Origin of the sequence: Neisseria iguanae (genome assembly GCF_003013245.1) — a bacterium.
GTDB lineage: Bacteria > Pseudomonadota > Gammaproteobacteria > Burkholderiales > Neisseriaceae > Neisseria > Neisseria iguanae.
This window is the reverse complement of sequence record NZ_PXYY01000015.1, coordinates 18,296-38,049: the sequence shown is the minus strand read 5'-3', so window position 1 is coordinate 38,049 and position 19,754 is coordinate 18,296. Positions and strand designations below refer to the sequence as shown.

The 19,754-nt window shown below is 49.0% G+C and carries 15 protein-coding genes and 2 pseudogenes; 11 read left to right on the top strand and 6 right to left on the bottom strand.

What is annotated here, in order from left to right:
* Nucleotides 1–87: 87 nt before the first annotated feature.
* Entirely contained in the window at nt 88–402 is a 315-nt protein-coding gene (locus C7N83_RS04155; protein ID WP_106740849.1) for a hypothetical protein, read from the top strand.
* Between the two features lie 292 nt (nt 403–694).
* Here C7N83_RS04155 and dusA read toward each other — a convergent pair whose 3' ends face one another.
* Complete coding sequence (dusA, locus tag C7N83_RS04150; protein ID WP_106740848.1) at nt 695–1,699, bottom strand: tRNA dihydrouridine(20/20a) synthase DusA; 1,005 nt, start codon at nt 1,697–1,699, stop codon at nt 695–697.
* Nucleotides 1,700–2,041: 342 nt separating this feature from the next.
* On the opposite strand from dusA, the gene C7N83_RS04145 reads away from it, so the two are divergent.
* Entirely contained in the window at nt 2,042–4,120 is a 2,079-nt protein-coding gene (locus tag C7N83_RS04145) for a carbon starvation CstA family protein (RefSeq protein ID WP_106740846.1), read from the top strand.
* Nucleotides 4,121–4,127: 7 nt separating this feature from the next.
* Nucleotides 4,128–4,310: a CstA-like transporter-associated (seleno)protein gene (locus C7N83_RS04140; RefSeq protein ID WP_425437489.1), complete on the top strand. Its 183-nt coding sequence runs from the start codon at nt 4,128–4,130 to the stop codon at nt 4,308–4,310.
* Nucleotides 4,311–4,606: 296 nt separating this feature from the next.
* Here the strand turns inward: C7N83_RS04140 and C7N83_RS04130 are convergent.
* Together C7N83_RS04130 and C7N83_RS04125 are read right to left on the bottom strand one after the other, a co-directional pair.
* Nucleotides 4,607–4,938, bottom strand: a pseudogene (locus tag C7N83_RS04130) (transposase); the annotation flags it as partial.
* A 186-nt stretch (nt 4,939–5,124) separates the two neighbouring features.
* Nucleotides 5,125–5,362: pseudogene (locus C7N83_RS04125) on the bottom strand (IS1595 family transposase); the annotation flags it as partial.
* 270 nt (nt 5,363–5,632) lie between these two features.
* Here C7N83_RS04125 and C7N83_RS04120 point away from each other — a divergent pair.
* From C7N83_RS04120 to gshA, 3 genes are all read left to right on the top strand, one after another.
* The gene (locus tag C7N83_RS04120; protein ID WP_146135090.1) at nt 5,633–6,013 is read left to right on the top strand and encodes a DUF1850 domain-containing protein; all 381 of its coding nucleotides are present in this window, start codon (nt 5,633–5,635) and stop codon (nt 6,011–6,013) included.
* A gap of 654 nt (nt 6,014–6,667) precedes the next feature.
* Nucleotides 6,668–7,489, top strand: coding sequence for an HpcH/HpaI aldolase/citrate lyase family protein (locus C7N83_RS04115; protein WP_106740838.1), 822 nt, complete (start codon nt 6,668–6,670; stop codon nt 7,487–7,489).
* Between the two features lie 241 nt (nt 7,490–7,730).
* On the top strand, nt 7,731–9,278 hold the full coding sequence (gene gshA / locus C7N83_RS04110) for a glutamate--cysteine ligase (RefSeq protein WP_106740836.1): 1,548 nt from the start codon (nt 7,731–7,733) through the stop codon (nt 9,276–9,278).
* Between the two features lie 108 nt (nt 9,279–9,386).
* Here the strand turns inward: gshA and putA are convergent, their stop codons facing one another.
* The gene (putA, locus tag C7N83_RS04105; protein ID WP_106740835.1) at nt 9,387–12,992 is read right to left on the bottom strand and encodes a bifunctional proline dehydrogenase/L-glutamate gamma-semialdehyde dehydrogenase PutA; all 3,606 of its coding nucleotides are present in this window, start codon (nt 12,990–12,992) and stop codon (nt 9,387–9,389) included.
* Nucleotides 12,993–13,184: 192 nt separating this feature from the next.
* Here putA and lhpI point away from each other — a divergent pair, with 192 nt between their 5' ends.
* The 4 genes from lhpI to C7N83_RS04085 all read left to right on the top strand — a co-directional run bounded on the left by lhpI (nt 13,185) and on the right by C7N83_RS04085 (nt 17,238).
* Nucleotides 13,185–14,126: a bifunctional Delta(1)-pyrroline-2-carboxylate/Delta(1)-piperideine-2-carboxylate reductase gene (lhpI, locus tag C7N83_RS04100; protein ID WP_106740833.1), complete on the top strand. Its 942-nt coding sequence runs from the start codon at nt 13,185–13,187 to the stop codon at nt 14,124–14,126.
* An 84-nt stretch (nt 14,127–14,210) separates the two neighbouring features.
* Entirely contained in the window at nt 14,211–15,500 is a 1,290-nt protein-coding gene (locus tag C7N83_RS04095) for an MFS transporter (RefSeq protein ID WP_211296570.1), read from the top strand.
* Nucleotides 15,501–15,599: 99 nt separating this feature from the next.
* A complete protein-coding gene (locus tag C7N83_RS04090) occupies nt 15,600–16,178 on the top strand; it encodes a helix-turn-helix domain-containing protein (RefSeq protein ID WP_106740831.1) in 579 nt (192 codons plus the stop codon).
* A gap of 643 nt (nt 16,179–16,821) precedes the next feature.
* A complete protein-coding gene (locus C7N83_RS04085) occupies nt 16,822–17,238 on the top strand; it encodes an H-type lectin domain-containing protein (RefSeq protein WP_106740830.1) in 417 nt (138 codons plus the stop codon).
* A 622-nt stretch (nt 17,239–17,860) separates the two neighbouring features.
* Here C7N83_RS04085 and C7N83_RS16915 read toward each other — a convergent pair.
* Nucleotides 17,861–18,061, bottom strand: coding sequence for a hypothetical protein (locus C7N83_RS16915; RefSeq protein ID WP_106740828.1), 201 nt, complete (start codon nt 18,059–18,061; stop codon nt 17,861–17,863).
* Nucleotides 18,062–18,514: 453 nt separating this feature from the next.
* Between C7N83_RS16915 and dtd the strand changes: the two genes are divergently transcribed.
* Nucleotides 18,515–18,976, top strand: a complete 462-nt coding sequence (gene dtd, locus C7N83_RS04070) for a D-aminoacyl-tRNA deacylase (RefSeq protein WP_106740825.1) — start codon at nt 18,515–18,517, stop codon at nt 18,974–18,976.
* A 244-nt stretch (nt 18,977–19,220) separates the two neighbouring features.
* On the opposite strand, the gene C7N83_RS04065 is transcribed toward dtd, so the two are convergent.
* Nucleotides 19,221–19,748: a gluconokinase, GntK/IdnK-type gene (locus C7N83_RS04065; protein ID WP_106740824.1), complete on the bottom strand. Its 528-nt coding sequence runs from the start codon at nt 19,746–19,748 to the stop codon at nt 19,221–19,223.
* Nucleotides 19,749–19,754: the final 6 nt, after the last annotated feature.

Sequence of the window (19,754 nt, the reverse complement as noted above, 5' to 3'; positions counted from 1 at the left end):
TAAGGATACGGTAAATGGTTGCTTTGCTGACTTGGCATTGCCGGGCCGGCGAAGTAACGGTGGTTTTATCCTGCGCGCTGATGTGGGGTGAGCTGGGTGTTTTTGTGGGTGTTCATTTCAGTATTGTCTTTCCAATACGGTAAACAACGCCGGCTTTTCTTAAAGCTATCTTTAGCACACTCCGGCAGAGACCCAAAAAGCGGACTGCAGGTTGCAGTCGAGGGGAAAACCAAATGCGTCGTTATCCGCAAAACCGCCGGCTTCAAAGCACAAGATGTTGCCCGAGTGGCGGATCAGGCTCTGAAACCGGTCAAAAGCGTTATCCAAACCATCACGTTGGATAACGGCAAAGCGTTTTACCGGCACGGGAGCTTTGTCAAAGTACTGGCCATGCAAACCTGACTTCTGCCGTCTCTACCCCTTCCGGGAAAGGGTTGGCGGCGCATACCAACAGACTGATCCGGCCATCCTTCCCGAAGGGGACGGATTTTAGAAAATTGGGCGGCAAACAGGTTAAGGCGGTTGGGGCTGCCCTCAACCGCCGACCGGGGAAAATACGGGATTATGAGATACCGGCCGATTTGTTTTTAGCGGCTCCTGCCGCCGGCATTTGAGTGTTGCACTGGAAATGCGAATGTAAGGCTGTTTGAAATCTGATTTTCAGATGGCCTTTTTTTATATGGATTTATTTGTTTCAATCGAATCGGTTGGCTTTTTCCACTTCGCACCATGCGTCAAGAATCAGTGTGCCGTCGTTTTCTTTGAGCAGCGTGGCATCGGAAAGCATGCGCCGCCAGGTGCGTGCGTCTTTGAGACCGTGCATCAGGCCTAAGCAGTGGCGGACGATGTGGCGCAAAATAGTGCCACGTCCGCTTTGGATTTGTGCTTGGCTGTAGGCAAACAGGCGTTGCACTAAGTCGGCGTATTCGATGGGAGTGTGGCTGCTGCTGTAGAAAAGTTGATCCCATTCACGCATGACCATCGGGTTGTGATAAGCTTCGCGGCCAACCATGACGCCGTCGACGTGTTTAAGATGTCCGGCGATTTGCTCGTTGGTGGTAATACCGCCGTTAATCAGGATTTCGAGCTCGGGGAAGTCTTGTTTCAGACGGTAAACGTAATCGTATTTTAGCGGCGGCACTTCTCGGTTTTTTTTCGGTGACAAGCCGTCGAGCCATGCGTTACGGGCATGGACGATAAAGGTTTTGCAGGCAGTTTTGTCGCGCAGCGTACCGACAAAATCGGCCACGGTTTGGTATTCGGTTTGGCGGTCGACGCCGATGCGGTGTTTGACGGTGACGGGAATCTGTACGGCATCCTGCATGGCATTTAAGCAATCGGCCACTAAATCGACTTCGTTCATCAAACATGCACCGAACGCACCTTTTTGTACGCGCGGACTGGGGCAGCCGCAGTTGAGATTCACTTCGTCGTAACCGTATTTTTGCACGGCTTTGGAGGCTTTGGCCAACTCGACAGGGTCGCTGCCGCCCAGTTGCAGCGCAACGGGGTTTTCACCTTCGTTAAACATGAGAAAGCGGTTTTTGTCGCCGTACACAATAGCACCCGAGTTAATCATCTCGCTGTAAAGCCATGTGTTTTGCGTGATTTGGCGTACCATGTGGCGGTAGTGTCTGTCGGTCCAATCGAGCATGGGCGCGACACAAAGGCTGCGTGGCGGTAGGTTGGTTGGTGTCATGTTGAAATGATAAAGCTGGTGAAAATGGACAAGATTATAACAGAGATGAATGCGACGATATTCAATGCCGCCGACTATATTTTATCTGGATTTTTTGTAAGGGTATGTTGGCGGTTCAATGAATATTTCAATGAAGTTTGACTTAAAGCATATTTTTTTTGATGTGGTATTGCGTATTAATATAAATATGTTAGCATTTGTGAAAATAAAATATTATCTAAAATAAAATATTATCTTTTTAAATAAGATGATATTTTTATAGTAAAATATTTTAAGTTTTTGAATTTTCTAAATTTATTCATATATGTTTGTTTATCCCTTAACATTTGAAAAGGACATGTCATGAAAGCGTTGAAATCGTTTCTGATATGGGGCTTGGTGGTGTTGGCAGGAGTATTTGCCTTCGCAACTTTGGCCCTCAGCCGTGGCGAACACGTCAGTGCTATTTGGCTGGTAGTGGCTGCGGTATCGGTGTATTGCATTGCCTACCGTTTTTACAGCCTTTATATTTGTAAAAACATTTTGCAGCTTGACGAACGTCGTATGACACCGGCAGAACGCAACAACAACGGTGTCGATTATGTGCCGACCGATAAAAAAGTATTGTTCGGCCACCATTTTGCCGCGATTGCCGGCGCAGGTCCGTTGGTGGGACCGGTGTTGGCTTCGCAAATGGGTTATCTGCCGGGCACGCTGTGGATTATCTTCGGTGTGGTTTTGGCCGGCGCCGTGCAAGACATGATGGTGCTGTTTGTTTCCATGCGCCGCGACGGTAAATCTTTGGGCGACATCATCAAGCAAGAATTGGGTACAACAGCCGGTGTAATTGCTTCCATCGGTATCCTGATGATTATGATCATCATCACTTCGGTGTTGGCTTTGATTGTGGTGAAAGCGCTGACCCACAGCCCTTGGGGTACGTTTACTATTGCCGTGACCGTGCCGATTGCGCTGTTTATGGGTTTTTATGCCCGCTTTATCCGTCCGGGCCATTTGGGTGAAATCGCGATTGTCGGCTTTATCGCCATGATGAGTGCGGTGATTTTCGGTAACCATGTGGCCGAAAGTGCGATTGGTCCTTGGTTTGACTTAAACGGTGTGCAGCTGGCCTTCGGTATTATGCTGTATGGCGCCATTTCTTCGCTACTGCCGGTATGGTTTTTGATGACACCGCGCGATTATTTGGCAACTTTCCTGAAAATCGGTACTATTATTGCCTTAGCCATCGGTATTATCGTGGTCGGCCCGGTATTGAAAATGCCGGCCGTGACCCACTTTATTGATGGTACAGGTCCGGTATTCTCCGGTAAATTATTTCCATTCTTATTTATTACCATTGCCTGCGGTGCGGTATCCGGTTTCCACGCGCTGATTTCTTCCGGTACTACCCCTAAAATGATTGAAAACGAAACCCACGTCCGTGCCATCGGTTACGCCGGTATGCTGATGGAAAGTTTCGTGGCGATTATGGCTCTGGCAGCAGCTTGCGTCTTGGAGCCGGGCGTGTACTTCGCAATGAACAGCCCTGCGGCTTTGATTGGTACTGATCCTGCGACTGCGGCACATGTTATTACCACACATCTGCAAATTCCGGTGGATGCGGCAACTTTGGCCAATACTGCGCGCGAAGTAGGTGAAAATTCGATTCTGTCCCGCGCCGGTGGTGCGCCGACCTTGGCGGTCGGTATGGCACACATCATGAGCCAATTGGTTCCGGGTGAAGCCATGATGGCCTTCTGGTATCACTTTGCACTGTTGTTTGAAGCTATGTTCATTTTGACTGCGGTAGATGCGGGAACCCGTACTTCACGTTTTATGGTGCAAGATTTGTTAGGTATTTTCGTCAAACCTTTAGGAACAGGTCAGGGGATGTTCTCCAATCTGGTCGCCACTTTCTTAACCGTTGGCGCATGGGGCTACTTCCTGTACACCGGGGTAACCGACCCACTGGGCGGTATCAACTCGCTGTGGCCTTTATTCGGTATCGGCAACCAAATGCTGGCCGGTATGGCGCTGATTATGGTGGCAGTTGTGTTGGTGAAAATGAAAAAAGAACGTTATGTCTGGGTGCCGCTGGTTCCAGCAATGGGCTTATTGATTGTCACCGCCGTAGCTTCCATGCAGAAACTGTTCGACTCCAATCCGCGCGTCAGCTTCTTGGCACACGCTGCGCAATACCGTGAAGCGGCTGCACGGGGCGAAATATTGGCACCGGCCAAAGATGTGGCACAAATGGGTCAGATTGTATTTAACGATTATATCAACTCAGGTTTATGTGCGGCATTTATGCTGGTCGTGATTTTTATCGCCATCTACGGCTTGATGACAGCCATAAAAGCGCGTAAAGTAGCTTGGCCGACTGCGAAAGAAGTCCCTGCTGTTTACCGTGACGAGGTTCAAACCAATGAGAAAATTGCTTAACCATCCTTTGATGGGCCGTCTGAAAAAAGCGCACAAAAGCTTTTGTATTGCTGCCAATTACATGGCAGGTATTCCGGACTATGACCGCTACGTTGCCCAGCAACGCAAGCATAATCCGAATACGCCAGTGATGACTCGGGCGCAGTTTATTGAGTATTGCCGAATCAAAAGGGGCGGCGGCTGCTGTTGAAAGATCAAAAAAGCCCAGCATGGTTGCATGCAGGGCTTTTTCTATGAGAGAAACGTGTGTATTTCCGTATTGAGCCTAATCATAAAAAAGCCGTCTGAAAATACGCTTTGATTTTCAGACGGCTTTTTTATGATTCATTTGTTATGGTTTGGATTTCGGCTGATACAAAGAATACGGCGATACAAAAAAAATCGGCAGCTCCATTTTCGCAGATTTTTCCAGTGAAGCGATTGGCTGATAACTGCCGAACGATCAGAAAGAGCAAAGGATTTAGGAAGCAAAAATATCAAATCGGGCTATTTCGAAGTATCTTCATTAATATTTAACCCAAATGTTCATGAGAATGGTTAAACCTACATTCCTTCTCCTTCAAATACAGATAACACAAATCCTTCGAAATACTGTGGAATTTAGACAGATGTTCTTTAACATAACTCCGGAAAAACCTGATACCGTTGATATGCTGCTTCCTGCGGGCAAGCTCATCGGCATTATGATGGACACGGCAATGCTTCTCATAGCCCATATCTACAAAACCACCATATGCCTTCCGGTCATCGGTGTCGATTTCGCCGTCGGCAGAAATGTGGCCGCGTATCACTTTGGTTAACGGAGCTTTTGACGCATTGTCCGATAGCAGATTTTCGAGCAGAAAAGCGCGTATGCACGGCGATATTCAAAGAGGGCGGTTTTACACGCTGAGCCGGTAAAACCGGCCGGTGCGGCAAGGTCGGAAACCTTGCACGCATTTCCAACGTAACAGACAGGTTTTTATGCCGGAAAGATGCCGCATGATGAAATGAGGACATGCTTGAGGAATAATCCCGCCATAGGCAACGCCGTTACATTTCAATATTCTGAAGACAATGGTTTTACCTGAAGAAGCCCCGCGCCCGCGCTATCCCTGATACGTCGTGTACCGGAGTAAGACCCGTCTGATTCGGCAATGCCGGTCATTTTGGCGGTATCGGAAGCGGTTAACTCAAGCGCGGAACAGCGGATTATTGCGCTGAGATTTTGCTGAATTTTTGAGATTTGTTTTTTAATTTCATATCAGGAATTTATCACGTTTTTTAGTGATTTTGCTTCCTAAGTCCCAAATACTTTAACGAAACGAAATAAACGTTTTGTTTTTCAGACGGCCTTAAGCAGTTGAAAGGCCGTCTGAAAACATTTTACGCCAAACCTTTTGCCGTCATTGAAAATATCGTTTATGGCGCCAGTTTTTCAGATAGATTGCAGGGCCATCTGAAAAGATGATGTCCTATCGTATCAATTCCTGCCCATGCTTCGTTATCTGACCGCTGTTTTAATTATTGCGGTTGCCGCTTTTACCCTTTGCCCGCAACCTGCCGCCCAATTTCACCTTGCAATGGCGGCATTCGATGGAACACCAGCTTTGGTGCCAATCTTATCGTTCCAATAGGAAAACACTGCACTTAACACGCATGCAAATACTGGCCTTCGGCGCAAGGATGCCTTCAGACGGCCTGCCGGTAACTGCCGATCAAGGTTTTGTGGCGCAACAAGGCCATCTGAAACTGCCTAAACTGAATTGGACGGTTTCGCGCAATATGCAGGGCGAAATCCGTGTTGACGGGCGGATTTGGCCGTTGGCCGACACCCTGCCCGATTATTCTAATGTGCATATCGAACCCGTACGCCTGCCGCGTGCGGCCATACGTTTTGGAGTTCGTGAATGACCCGACCATTACACAGTGACCTTCCTGCCAACAGCCAGGAAATTTTAGAAAATACGACCGCGAATCGGTCGCACGCACGCGGCAAAACCAAACCGTGCGCTACATCATCGGAGCAATTGCGGTGCTGTATTCGCTGTTTCACATTTACATTACCTTCTTTCTTTCCTATGCCCACGTTGCTGCAACGTTCGATACACGTTGCCACATTGGTTGACGGTCGTGTCGGTAAGCATTACTCTTCGATTGTCGGCGTAGTAAGTTTGTCAGCCGTGGTGGAAGGCTGGTTCAAAACCTACATTCCGACATGGCAACACCGGCGGCTTGGTGATGATTATGCTGGAACTGACTACCGGTTTCATCGGCATTGCCATGGTTGCCGTAATTTTCGGATTGAATATTTTGGCTGCCCAAAAGCAAACTAAAACCGCTTAATCGGTTATCATCACAGGCCGTCTGAAAAAATATTTCAGACGGCCTTTTGTCATCAAAATCCGCTACAATGTTTTACGTGAACCACTATTGCCCCTTATGGCGGAATCAATAAATAACGGCTACAAGGCAGCCTGCTGCAGACGGTACGCAGTACGCAAAAGCAAGTCACACTGTAGCGGTTTTTTTAGTGATTCCACTCTGGTAAAAACCAAAGGAGAATCCATGCTGCAACGCCCGATTCCGAAAATTTTCCTGTTCGTCCCTGCCACCCGTACCGAGCGGATTGCCAAAGCATTCGCCAGTGGCGCGGACGAAGTGATTGTCGATTGGGAAGACACAATCGCGCCGGAAGATAAGGCTGCTGCCCGCGCCGATATTGCCGAATATTGCCGCCAACCCCATCAGCCTGCAGTGTGGATCAGGGTCAATCATGCACGCAGTGCGTTTTACGCAGACGATGTGGCTGCGGTAAAGACCATTCCTGAAATCAAAGGGATACTGCTTTCCAAAACCATTCACGCCGAGGAAATTTCTTCGCTTCATCACGCCACCGGCAAGCCGGTGATTGCCGGTATCGAGTCGGCGCAAGGCATGGCCGACATCGGCCAATTGGCGTGTTCGGACGGCCTGTTTGCGCTTACCTATGGCTGTTTGGATTTAGCCAATGATTTGGGTATCAGCTACGGCACTGCCGCTGCGCAAACCGTGTTCGACCGTCTGCGCACCGACATGCTGTTACACAGCCGCCTCAACAATCTGCATCCGCCCATCGAAAGTACTTTTCCTGATTTCAACGACCATGAAGCCAACCGCCGCAACACTGAATACTGGCGTGATATGGGGTTTGGCGGGGTTTTGTGCATCCACCCGAAACAGGTCGCCGCCGTGAAAGAAGCCTTAAGGCCGTCTGAAAAGCTTTTGGCTTTTGCTGCAAAAGTCGTGGCCGAAACCAGACGCAGCGGCGAAGCAGTTTTCCAAATTGACGGACAAATGGTTGATGCCCCCGTTATCGAGCGGGCAAAATGGATTTTGCGGCAATCCTGATTTTTCAGACGACTTTCTGTTCAGGCCGTCTGAAAAAATGTTGCTTTGTTTTCATCCGTTTGGTTTGTTTGAACGAATGACGGATAAGAAGTCCGGCAGCCCTATTTTCAGCCGTTCATTCACGCGGATTTGTATTCCGATGAATCTGTTCCGTGCTAAAATCACCTTGTTTGATGACAGCAAACAGCCATTCCGACCACCACTTTTCGCATAGACCCGCGTTTTCTGTTAAGGAAAATACATGAACATCAAGACCCTTCCATTGTCCGGCGGCAACATCGGCATCGAGCGCGAAAGCTTGCGTACCACAACCGACGGCTTCCTTGCCGGAACACGCCACCCAGAAGCTTTAGGTAATGTCTACACCCATCCGAACATCACCATCGACTATGGCGAAGCATTGTTGGAACTGGTCACCGATCCGCATCAATCCCCGAAAGCCGTTTATCGGCAACTTTTAGAACTGCACCAATTCAGCGCACAAAACATCGGCGAAGAGCGTATGTGGGCAGCCAGTATGCCCTGCCGCCTGCCCGACAATCCCGAACACATCGAAATCGGCTACTTCGGCCAAAGCAACGGTGCGAAACTGAAACGCCTTTACCGCATCGGCCTGTCCTACCGCTACGGCCGTACCATGCAGATGATTGCCGGCGTACATTTCAACTATTCCCCGCCTGAAAAATTATGGGCAGCCTTGGCCGAACAAGAAGGCAGAAAACCGACTGACACTTGGCGCAACGAGCGCTACATGGGCATGATCCGCAATATCCAACGCCACAGCTGGTTGATTTGCCACCTGTTCGGCACCGCCCCTGCCTGTGACCAAAGCTTCCAACCGGCGCAAAACGTGCTTGATCGTCTGCACAAGCAAAGCTTCACTTGGAAAAACGCCACCACCTTGCGCATGAGCCAGCTCGGTTATCAAAACAAAATCGATTTCAGCGTCAGCTTCAACCACCTGAACGAATACATCCGCGATTTAGGCGCAGCAGTATTGACTTCCGCACCGGTATACGAATACTTGGGCTTGCGCGGCCCTGCCGGACATTACCGCCAAATCAGTACCAATATCCTGCAAATCGCCAACGAATATTACAGCGGCGCACGTCCGAAACAAGTAATGAAAAAAGGGGAATTGCCCGTAAGCGCATTGAGCGCGCGCGGCATCGCCTATGTCGAACTGCGCCTGCTCGATAACAACCCGTATGACCCGGCCGGTATCAGCTTGGAACAAATCCATTTCTTGGAAAGCTTTATGCTGTGGTGTTTGCTGAAAGATTCACCGGCTTTTACCACCGCCGACTACAACGAAGCCAACCACAACCGCCTGCGCACCGCCTGCTTAGGCTTGAGCGAAGGCTTCAGTCTGTTTAAAAATGGCCGCAGCATTTCAGCACAAGATTGGGCAAACGAGATTCTGCACGAAATCATGCCGATTGCCGAAAGTCTCGACCAAAGCGACCACGGCGACAGCTACCGCGAAGCCGTACAAAACCAAATCCGCGCCAACAGCGGCGAAACCCTGCGCCTGCCGCAACGCGTGCAAGCCGAAATGGCCGAACAAGAATTCCTGCCATGGGCAACCGCCTTAACCTCGCAACATTTGGGTACCCTGAAGCAGCCGCTGCCGCAAGACATACAAACCAAACTGAAAGCGCAAAGCAAACAATCGCTGCAGGAATTTGCCGAAATCGAAGCAAAAGCTGCCGATGAAATTCCGTTCGATGACTATTTAGCCAACTATTTCAATCCCCTGCACGAATGCTTGGCGAAATTAACGGTTTAAAGATCTATCAATAAAAACCCCATCCCATACCATAAAAAGGCCGTCTGAAAAACTGTTCCCAATCCTTCAGACGGCCTTTAGCTTTTTGTAAAATTTAAGCTGAAACCATTAATCCGACATTGCCATCAAGCTGGCGTTACCGCCGGCTGCAGTGGTATTGATGCTGCACGAAATTTCTTCAAACACCTGCAGGATATCCAAACCGTTTTCAGACGGCAGGATACGAATTAACGCGCCATCGGTCGCCGCGAGCGCTTGTTTGCGCTCAGCCGGTAAATCTTCAATCGCAGCAACGTGGCTGATGCCGGCGTTTTCCGGTTTATCGACAATCAGCAAGTTGCCCAGCTGCGCCACTTCGGCAACCAGCGGGTGGTTGGCTTCCACCACGCCCTGCACACCGGCAGCGGCCAGTTGCACCAGCGCGGTAAATGATTGAACCAAATCACCGCCGTAAATCCATACGCGCTTCGGTGCGTGCCAGCTCAATACATTGCGCTCGCCGGTTGGCCCGGCCAATACAGATTCTGCTTGACGCAATGTGCGGATGCGGGTTTGACCCAAAGCTGCGGCAACGGCCAGTTTGTCTTCTTGGCTGATTGGCAGATTGTGCAACACGGCTTCCAAGCGTTTCAATACTTCGTCATCAACCTGACCGATTTTGCTCAAAGTCGGCGCTGCCCATTGTTTCAGACGGCTTAAGCGTTGCAGGTAGAACGGCCCGCCTGCTTTCGGCCCCGTGCCCGACAAACCGTGGCCGCCAAACGGCTGCACACCGACAACGGCGCCGACGATGTTGCGGTTGATATACACATTACCCGCTTCAATACGTTTGCGGATGTGTTCCACGGTCGCATCGATGCGGCTGTGTACACCGTGGGTCAGCGCGTAGCCTTTACTGTTGATTTGGTCAATCAGGCTGTCAAGCTCATCGGCACGGTAGCGCACGACGTGCAATACCGGGCCGAATACTTCGCACTGCAATTCGTTTAAATTATTTAATTCAAACAGAATCGGGGCAACAAAAGTCGATTGCGCATCGTCAATGCCGTCTGAAACTTTGATTTCGTGGAACGATTTGGCCACACCTTTCATTTTGTTGATGTGTGCCGACAGGTTGGCTTGCGCTTCGGCATCAATCACGGGACCGACATCAGTGTTCAGAAAACGCGGATTGCCGACCACCAACTCATTCATCGCACCTTTAATCATGCCGATCATGTGGTCGGCCACGTCTTCTTGTACGCACAAAATGCGCAATGCCGAACAGCGTTGGCCGGCCGAATCGAAGGCGGAATTCAACACATCGGCGCAGACTTGTTCGGCCAATGCGGTAGAGTCGACAATCATGGCATTTTGGCCGCCGGTTTCGGCAATCAGCACCGGATTATCGTCGCGTTTGGCCAATGTTTGGTTAATCAGGCGCGCCACTTCGGTCGAACCGGTAAAAATCACGCCGCTGATGCGCGGATCCTGCGTCAAGGCCGCACCGACCTCGCCCGCGCCCAATACCAACTGCAAGGCTTCAGACGGCACCCCGGCTTGATGCATTAAAGACACGGCATACGAAGCAATCAGGCTGGTTTGCTCGGCAGGCTTGGCCACCACGGTATTACCGGCAGCCAATGCTGCCACCACTTCGCCCGTGAAAATCGCCAACGGGAAATTCCACGGACTAATGGCGACAATCGTGCCCACGCCTTGAGTGTTGTCCGGCAAAGTTTGCTCGGCTTCACCGGCATAATAGCGGCAAAAATCGACTGCTTCGCGCACTTCGGCAATGGCGTTTTGCAGCGTTTTGCCTGCTTCGCGCACGGCCAGCATCATCAGTGCCGGGGTATGTTGTTCCATCAAATCGGCCAAACGGCGCAGGCAGGCGGCACGTTCGGCAGCCGGTGTGGCACCCCAAGCGGCTTGCGCAGCCACGGCTTCGGCAATTGCTTTTTGCGCCAAGGCAGCATTGGCAAACGAAACCGTACCAACCACATCGGTATGATCAGCCGGATTGTTCACCTCTTGCGGCGCGTTTACTTCACGCAGCTTGCCGTTGATAATCGAGGCCGTCTGAAAGCTTTGTGCCGCCGATTGATTCATTTTTTGCTGCAATTGCTGCAACACGTTTTCATTGGTCAAATCCACGCCTTGCGAATTCAGACGGCCTTTGCCGTACAAATCGCGCGGCAGCGGCAGAGCGGCATGCAGATGAATGCCTTCTTCGGCGATGGTGTCGAACGGGCTGCGGATCAGCTCATCAATACTGATTTTTTCATCAACGATTTGGTTGACAAACGATGAGTTGGCACCATTCTCCAGCAAGCGGCGCACCAAATACGCCAACAGCGTTTCGTGCGTGCCGACCGGCGCGTAAATACGCACGCGGCGGCCCAAATTTTGCGGGCCTACCACTTGGTTATACAAGGTTTCGCCCATGCCGTGCAGGCATTGGTGTTCGAAATCTTTACCCTTGCCCATTTCGTAAATCGCTGCCAGCGTATAGGCATTGTGGGTGGCGAATTGCGGGAACACGGCATCTTGCGCAGCCAGCAATTTGCGCGCGCAAGCCAGATAGGAAATATCGGTATGTACTTTGCGGGTGTACACAGGGTAGCCGTTCAGGCCATCAACTTGCGCCCATTTGATTTCGCTGTCCCAATATGCGCCTTTTACCAATCGAATCATCAGTTTTTGATTGTTGCGGCGCGCTAGGTCCACCAAATAATCAATCACAAACGGGCAGCGCTTTTGGTACGCCTGCACCACAAAACCAATGCCGTTGTAGCCCGCTAAATCCGGATCGGATACCAAAGATTCCATCAAATCCAGCGACAATTCCAAACGGTTGGCTTCTTCGGCATCGATATTCAGACCGATATTGTATTGTTTCGCCAGCAAAAACAGCGCTTTCAATTTCGGCAGCAATTCAGTCGTCACGCGCTCATGTTGCGTACGGAAATAGCGCGGGTGAATCGCCGACAATTTCACCGAAATACCGTTGCCGTCGTACACGCCCTGACCTGCCGCGTCCTTGCCGATGGCGTGAATTGCGGTCACGTAATCCTGATAATAGCGGTCGGCATCCGCTTGGGTAACCGCCGCTTCACCCAGCATATCGAATGAGAAACGGTAACCCAATTTCTCACGCTCTTTGCCGTTTCCCAACGCTTCTTCAATAGTTTGGCCGGTAACAAACTGCTTACCCAGCATGCGCATGGCGTAGTCTACGCCTTTGCGGATCAACGGCGCGCCGCCTTTACCCAACACGCGGCTCAAGGCCGAACCTAAATTTTGCCCGTTCGCAGGAGTAGCCAGTTTGCCGGTCACCAGCAAACCCCAAGCAGCCGCATTCACAAACAGGCTCGGGCTGTTGTTCAGATGGCTTTTCCAATCACCGTCTGAAAGCTTGTCGGCAATCAATCTGTTGCGCGTGGCATTGTCAGGAATCCGCAGCAAGGCTTCAGCCAGACACATCAGTGCCACACCCTCTTCACTAGATAACGAAAACTCGTGCATCAGCGCATCAACACCGCTGGCTTTGGTACGGCTGGCACGCACCTGCGCCACCAAACGGCGTGCCAAATCACTGGCAGAACGACGCTCCTCATCCGTCATCTGCGCCTGTTGCAGCATGTCTTCAACTGCTTCGATTTCATCGCGGCGGTAAGCATCGGTTACGGCTTGGCGCAACGGGGTTTGTTGGGGACGGGCAAATTGGAACATTATTTTTTTTCTCCTGAAAGACAGATGGCATTCATTTTTTAATCATATACCAAAACCACGTTCAGACGGCATGATTTTTTAGCATAGTTTAACTTAGTTCAAACTCAGATTAACTGAATAATAAAGATTGACAGTTTTTATTTTACAAGATAAATTTTCTTATAAGAAATTTTTTTAAGTAAAGGCTTTCACATGTTGCATTATGATTCTTTGCAAACCTCTTCCGCACTGGCATTCTCCCAATTGGTTCCGGCATTGGAAACCATGTTTGCCGCGCATTGCGACGTACCAATGCGCCACAATCACACCATTACCGACAAGCAAGGTAACAAAAAAGGTACCCTGCTGCTGATGCTGGCTTGGCAGCCCGAACGTTGGCTGGGCGTGAAAACCGTGTCGGTTTTTCCGCAAAATGTCAGGCACAACTTGCCCGGACTGCATTCGGTTTACATTTTATACAGCGCACAAACCGGCAAACCGGAAGCTATTTTCGATGGCGACAGCATCACCTCACGCCGCACTGTCGCCGCTTCCGCTTTAGCGGCGCGCTTCTTAAGCCGCGAAAACAGCAAAACGCTGCTGATTGTTGGTGCAGGCCGTGTCGCCGAATTGCTGGCCGATGCCTATTTAAGCGTGCGTCGAATAGAACGCTTCATCATTTGGAACCAAACCTGCAGTAAAGCCGAAAATTTGGCCGAACGTTTGCGTGGAAAAGGTTTGCAGGCTGAAACAGCCGTCGATTTGGCTGAAGCCGTCAAACAAGCCGATATTGTCAGCTGCGCCACCTTATCTACCGCTCCGCTGATTTTGCGCGAATGGCTTCAAACCGGCACGCATTTGGACTTAATCGGCGGTTTTGCACCCGATATGCGCGAAACTGATGATGCCTGCTTCGCCGATACCAGCGTATTCATCGATACGGAAGAAGCGTTAATGAAAGCCGGAGATTTACTCTCACCCATTGCTGCCGGCGTATTCACACCGCAACAAGTCCGGGCCACTTTAGCCGATTTATGCCGTCTGAAACACACCGGCCGCAAAAATACAGACGAAATCACGGTATTCAAATCTGTCGGCAGCGCGCTGGAAGATTTGGCCGCAGCGGTGTTGGCTTATGAGCAATTGAATGCTTGATTTTTTATAAAAAAGCCGTCTGAACATTTTTTCAGGCGGCATCAGTCATACCACAACAAAAAAAAACACACTTGGAGAAATATCATGCAGAATAAAAAAATATCCGCCCGCGTGCTGCTGGCCAGCTTAATTGGCAGCTCCATCGAATGGTTCGACTATTTTCTTTACGGTACGGTCGCCGCGCTGGTTTTCAATCAATTATTCTTCCCGGCCGAAGACCCGACCATCGGTACCATGCTGGCCTTTGCTTCGTTTGCCCTGTCGTTTTTCATACGGCCTTTCGGCGGTATTTTGTTCAGCCACATCGGAGATAAAATCGGCCGCAAAAAAACCTTGGTATTAACCCTGTCGCTGATGGGCGGCGCCACCGTATTGATGGGTTTGCTGCCCACCTACCAAGCCATCGGTATTGCCGCACCGATTCTTATGGTGCTTTTACGTTTGGTTCAGGGCTTGGGCATCGGTGGAGAATGGGGCGGCGCAATGTTGCTGGCGGTGGAATATGCACCGAAAGAAAAACGCGGTTTTTTCGGCAGCGTGCCGCAAATGGGGGTGACCATCGGCATGTTGCTGGCTACCTTGGCCTTAACTGTGATGACCATGCTGCCGGAAGACCGTCTGCCGGAAGACCGTTGTTTATCATGGGGCTGGCGCGTGCCCTTTCTGTTGAGCTCCGGTTTGGTGTTTCTCGGTTTGTGGATACGCAAAGGTATTGACGAAACACCGTCATTCAAGAAAAACCAAGCCGAAGGCAAAGTCGTGGCCGTACCTTTGTTTGAAACGCTGCGCCACCATAAGCGTGAAGTCATGATTGCGGTAGGAGCGAAATTTGTTGAAACTGCACCGTTTTACATCATGTCCACCTTTATCGTGTTTTACGCCACCAACCAACTTGATTTTTCGCGTACGGAAGTTTTGAATGCGGTTACCATTGCAACAGTAGTGACAACTTTGCTGATTCCGGTAATGGGGGCATTATCCGATAAAATCGGTCGCAAAAAAGTCTATACCGGCGGCGTATTGCTGATGATGGCTTATGCCTTCCCTTATTTCTGGCTGCTCGAAACCAAATCATTCGTCGCTTTAGTCGGCGCCACCGCATTAGGTTTGGGCGTGATTTGGGCACCGGCTACCGCCGTATTTAGGTACCATGTTTTCCGAGATTTTCAAAAGCAACGTCCGCTACACCGGAATTACACTAGGCTATCAAATCGGTGCCGCACTAGCAGGCGGTACCGCGCCACTGGTGGCCACATTCCTGCTGAAAGCATTCGACGGCTCCTACATTCCCATCGCCATCTACATTATCTTAACCGGCCTTATCTCGCTGATCGCCATCCGTGCGGCAGGCGATTATGCCGGCAAACTGCTTGACGGCTAAACCAAGAGACAAAAGGCTGCCCAATCCGTATCGATTGGCAGCCTTTATGCTATGATTTCATTTCAAGCCCAATAACATCAAGACAGCCTGACATGAGCGACCTGAACTTAGCCAATACCGTCAAAACACTGCGCCAAAAAAACGGCCTGACACTGAAAGAACTCAGCCAACGCAGTGGCATTTCCACCGCCACTTTATCTAAAATCGAACACGGCCGGCTTTCTCCTACCTATGAAAAAATTGCCGCCCTAGCCAAAGGTTTGGCCATAGAAGTAGGCGAACTTTTCCGCGCCGATCCTGTCATGCCTATGCTCGGGCGGCGCAGCGTGACACGCAAAGGCTGCGGCGTCATACACCACACCAAACAATATCTTTACGAACTACTCAACGCCGATTTGGAACACAAACGCTTCACACCAATGGTTGCGACACTCAAAGCACACGAACGCACTGAGTTCTCCAAGTTACACAGCCACGACAGTGAAGAGTTTTTTTACGTATTAAGCGGCAAGGTAATGTTGATTACCGAATTTTATACCCCACTCGAACTCAGTCCTGGCGATTCTTGCTATTTCGACAGCACCATGGGGCATGCCTGCCTTTCCGCCGGCGATGAAGAGGCCCGAATTTTATGGATCTCTTATACTTTTACAGGCAAACAATCGGATTAAAACCTGCCAAATTTCAGACGGCTCGGAAATAGACAAGGCCGTTTGAAAATTCAAGATGATTCACTGTATTTTTATGCCCAACAGCCCTAAAGTTGGCGGCTCGCTGCTATTTACAGTTTTTATAATGGAAGTAGCGTTTCAATACACAGCCGCCTGAAGGCGGCTGTGTCCTTGTAATAACCCTTACCAATCAAGGCGCATAAGCATAATGCGTCAATTCTCTAAAATTATCCCAAAAAGCCGAAAAATTATAACAAGAGGCTTAGGAAGCAAAATCATAAGACGGTGTCATCAATACGGATGGTCGGCGCGGTTATCACGGTTTGGTCGGTATGGGCGATGAAAGGCATTTCCGTGCCGGTCACGGAGGGAATGAATGTGCCCGCGACGCACAATATATCAACGGGATCGGGTCGTTTTGGGATTATTCAAAAAAACCGATTGGTAAAATTTAACAGTGTCTCTAAACATAACCTTGGTCACTGTCACTGCTAAAAAGTTGACCACAAGTTTCTGGGATGACAAAGAGAACTTCTGTAATGTTCTGGACATGTACTGTATGTACACAGTGGGTGTACGCCGTGCAGACACATGTGCTGCGGTTTAAGATTACTGAAACCTGATTTAGTCTTAGGAAGGTTCTATGATTTTAGGTACAGTTACTGCGACACATTTAAAGTGGAAGCAGGGTTCTGATATCCAAGCAGCATTGGATAAGGTTACTAAGGATTTTAATACAAAACTCAGTACCCAGAACACAAATATTGAAGAGTTAAAACGAACCGCACAAACCCTTACCACAGAGCTGGGAACTAAGCTTGGGTTCAAGGAATTTGAATCCATGTACGTACCGATAGAGAGCGCTGTGAACGGTGCTTTGAAATCTGTACCGTTCACTAAAGAGTTCTCCAATACGCCTATTGTAATTTGTACCTTGGATATCCAAGACAAAGTAGGTCGTGCACAGTACATTCAGAACGTTGCCCGGACAGGTTTTGAAGTTGCCACTAACTACGGTGCTTCTTTAAAGGATGTATGGTATTTTGCATTTATTAAATAAGCTCTTGCTTTAAACGCTTTCTGGAGAGAGCGTTTTCGGAAAGGTCTTATGTACGACTTTATTAGAAGCTGTGAATACAATCTACCGTACATGCAGGAGTACACGGTAGCGTCTTTTAGATACCAAATATCCCTGCTTGGGGTAGGAATGAACTTGTTATAACGAGAACATTTATATCTTTGCCGTTTTTATGACCGTACTTGGTTATGCTGTTTTAATGACAAAAAGGATATTATATGATAAGTATTCTAGCGATTTTACCAATCCAAATATCCAATAAGCTTGTTTTGTAATGTATTCATTTTAGGGCTAGGAAGGAAATTCATTCCAACGGCCTATTTCGTAGCATGTCCGGCAAACACTTACTTACAAATTATCTTGGCAGTAATTCAAGCGAAATCCTGTTTCCTTCAAGTGTAAAGAAAATAGCTGAAAGCTGCCCCTGTAAACGTTTAATCGGATTTTGTTGTGATATCCCCTGTAGGAGGGATTTATAACCACCATCGTATGTTACCGCCATAAAAACCTTTCTAACGCCAACGACGTGTTCTAAACCGTTTTGTAACCGGGTTTGAGTACACAATATTGAATTTACGGTTACGTATCTCTTCCCTATGCAGGTTCAACCTTGCAAGCTGCATAGGGAACTCAGTAACTCTGCTGTACTGTCTGCACCAAAATCACCGATGTAGCACTCTAAACCTGCACTATAAAATACGTACTGTGCAGCCAGTTCCGGTAAATCTTCAAAATCCAACCGTTCAACCAACCGTACGGTTATAGGTGCGTCGAAGTACCAGGAACGTTTGTCTGTGTTGTACAGCTTGCCACCCCTGGGTTGTTACACGGGAATCCAAACCATACAACGTAATGATGTTCGTAGGGACGTAAATCAAACCATTAGTATCAAGATACAATTGGGTATTTTCTTACAGATTAAACCAATAATCTTGGGCGAGCAGGTTATCGGTGTGTTGTTTGATACGGTCAAGAATAAGGCTTACCGTAGGATAGTATTGGAAGCATTGGCAGACCACCTTTGCAGTTGGACGAAACAGGAAGTTGATGCTGCTGGATACGACAAAAGTCGTTGTCATTCAGGTATAAACAGAGATAATTAAGATATTATTTATAAAAAGATTTTTTAGTTTTTGAGAAGAGCATTTGGGTAAATACCAACCTAAATATCTAATGGGCCTGTTTGAACCTATTTTGCATACATCGACAGATTACCCGATAATACCTGCTTTCAGACAGCCTCACTCAAAGGAACATCATGCGCGCAGTGATTCAGAAAGTAACCCACGCCCAAGTCGATATTATTGAAAACGGCTGCCGCGACACCAGCGGCAAAATCGACAACGGCTTCATGATTTTACTGGGTGTCACCCACAACGATAACGAAGCCGATGCCCGCTATATTGCTGACAAAACCGCCAATCTGCGCATTTTTGAAGACGGCAACGGAAAACTGAATCTGTCATTAAAAGATGTCGGCGGTTCGGTTTTATTGGTATCGCAATTTACCCTGTATGCCGATGCCCGCAGCGGCCGGCGCCCTTCTTTTTCGCAGGCCGCCCCTGCCGCACAAGCCGATGAGCTTTATCAACGCACCGTCGAATACCTACGCGGACACGGTTTGACTGTGGAAACTGGACATTTTCAAACACATATGCAAGTCACACTTTGCAATGACGGACCGGTAACGTTGCTACTGGATTCGCAAAAACTGTTTTAACCCATTTTGCTGATTTGCAGATAAAAAAGGCCGTCTGAAGCTTTTCAGACGGCCTAATATTGTACATGCAGCAATGTGGAATAAAAGAATACAAACAAACATGGCAATAAAAGGCTGTACCATGCTGAAAATGTAAAGTATATTTACCATTATTAACATAAAATAGAAATATTTTTCAAAACTGAAATAAAGGCTGTCTGAAACTCTACTTTCAGACAGCCTAAACTTTTATGCTTTATACGGCTTAATCATTCGGCAACAAACCTTCCGCCCTAACCCAAGCGATAATATCGGCTTCCACCGCATCCGGCGAACCCGGATTATCGATTTTCACACCGTACTCATCGGCTTCGAGTTCTTCCAGAATTTCCAATTGCGAATCCAGCATATCGGCCTTCATGTAATGACCTTTGCGTGACATTATGCGCTCAAGGTTCACTTCTTGCGGCGGCGTCAGATGGATAAACGCCACTTTGCCTTCCGCTCCGCGCAAAATATCGCGGTATTGTTTTTTCAACGCAGAACACGTAACAATTGAATAAGCTTCGCCTGCTTGCGCCTGCTCTGTCATCCAGTCACGCAGGTTTCCGAGCCACGGATAGCGGTCTTTATCAGTCAGCGGAATGCCCGCACCCATTTTGTCGCGATTGGCTTGGGTGTGAAATTCATCGCCTTCGGCATACGCGCATTCGCCCAAGTGTTTTTGCAGCGATAAGGCTGCCGTGGTTTTACCGCAACCGCATACGCCCATCATTACAAAATGTACTGTCATGTCTTT